Raw genomic sequence first — 1,746 nt, forward strand, 5'->3', positions numbered from 1 at the left:
CGGACGAACGCCAGCAGCGACAGCTGGGCGCTGACGTCGAGGTGGTTGGTGGGCTCGTCGAGCAGCAGCAGGTCGGGCTCCTGCGCGAGCGCCCGGGCGATGTGCACCCGCTGCCGCTCGCCGCCGGACAGCGCGGACCACGCGCGGTCGGCCAGGTGCGCGGCGTCGGCGGCGGCCAGGGCCCGGTCGACGGCGGCCTCGTCGGCGTCGGCGCCCCACAGCGTCCGGTACGGGATGCGGCCGAGCGCGACGACCTCGCGGACGGTCAGCGGGACGGTCGAGGACGACTCCTGCTCCAGCAGGGCGACCCGGCGGGCGCGCTCGCGGCGCGGCACGGTGTGCACCGGCACGTCGTCGAGCAGCACCGCGCCGGCCTCGGGGTCGAGCAGCCCGGCGATCAGCCGCAGCAGGGTGGTCTTGCCGGCGCCGTTCGGGCCCAGCAGGCCGGTCAGCGCGCCGGGGGGTGGTGTCGCGTCCACGCCGTCAACGACCCACCGGCCGCCGAGCCGGGTCCCGACGCCCGCGATGCTCAGGTCCACGCGGATCCCCTCCCGCGCCGGAGCAGCACCGCGAACACGGGCACGCCGATCAGCGCCGTGACGATGCCGACCGGCAGCTCCCGCGGGTCGAACAGCGTGCGGGCGCCGGTGTCGGCCCACACCAGGAAGATCGCGCCGACGACGGCCGCGACCGGCAGCAGCCGCCGGTGCGCCGGGCCGGTGAGCGCCGAGACCGCGTGCGGCAGCACCAGCCCGACGAACCCGATCGACCCGCTCACGGCGACCATCGCCCCGGTCAGCAGCGCGACCAGGGTCATCAGCACCCAGCGGGTCCGGTCGACGTGGATGCCGAGCGCCGCGGCCGCGGTGTCGCCGAACGCGAACGCGTCCAGCCGCACCGCCGAGGCGACGAGCACCGTGCCCACGACGACGAGCGCGCCCGCCGCGATCGCCACGCTCTGCCAGGTCGACCCGGCGAGCGACCCGAGCAGCCAGTTGAGGATCTCCCGGTAGGAGTCGCCGGTCGCCGACCAGAAGATGACGAACGACGTCCCCGCGGCGGCGAGCTGCGACACCGCGAGCCCGGCCAGCACCGCGCGGCCCGGGGTCAGCACGCCGCCGACCCGCGCCAGGCTCAGCGTCGCGACCAGCGCGGCCAGCGCCCCGGCGAACGCCGCCACCGGCAGCAGCAGGCCCACGCCGACGACGAGGACGGCCACGGCGCCGAGCGAGGCGCCCGACGACAGCCCGAGCAGGTACGGGTCGGCGAGCGGGTTGCGGGTCAGGCTCTGCATCACCGCGCCGGCCAGCGCCAGTCCCGCGCCGACCGCCGCCCCGGTGAGCACCCGCGGCAGCCGCAGCTCCCAGACGATCGCGTCGGTCAGCACCGGCACGCCGCCGTCCGCGCCCGCCGCCGGACCGAGCCCGAGGTGGCCGGCGATGCTCCGCGCCACGTCGGCGACCGCGATGTCCGCCGGCCCGATCGTCACGCAGACGAGCACCGTGCCGACCAGCAGCGCCAGCCCGACGAGCAGCGTCGGCAGCAGCGGCGGCCGCCACGGGGGCCGGCTCCCGGGGACGGCGCGCGCGTCGAGTGGATGGTCCTGACGGACACGCCGACGGCGTGTCGGGCGGAACCGTCCACTCGGGGGCGCGGTGGTCGTCATGGGTCCGGTCAGCCCGCCAGGTCCGCGAGCTGCCGGGACAGGTCGACCACGGCGTCGGCGTTCCGGACGCCCGCCTCGGC

General features: G+C 77.4%; 2 protein-coding genes. Both read right to left on the minus strand.

All coding sequences use genetic code 11. The features are described from left to right. Positions 1 to 539 (minus strand): ATP-binding cassette domain-containing protein (locus VER05_RS15795; protein WP_324846271.1); only part of this gene is annotated, 539 nt, incomplete at its 3' end. Then, positions 530 to 1,666, minus strand: coding sequence for a putative F420-0 ABC transporter permease subunit (locus VER05_RS15800; RefSeq protein WP_324846272.1), 1,137 nt, complete (start codon positions 1,664 to 1,666; stop codon positions 530 to 532). The genes VER05_RS15800 and VER05_RS15795, both read right to left, overlap by 10 nt. Positions 1,667 to 1,746: the final 80 nt, after the last annotated feature.

Origin of the sequence: Cellulomonas sp., from assembly GCF_035634735.1 — a bacterium.
Classification (GTDB): Bacteria; Actinomycetota; Actinomycetes; order Actinomycetales; family Cellulomonadaceae; genus Cellulomonas.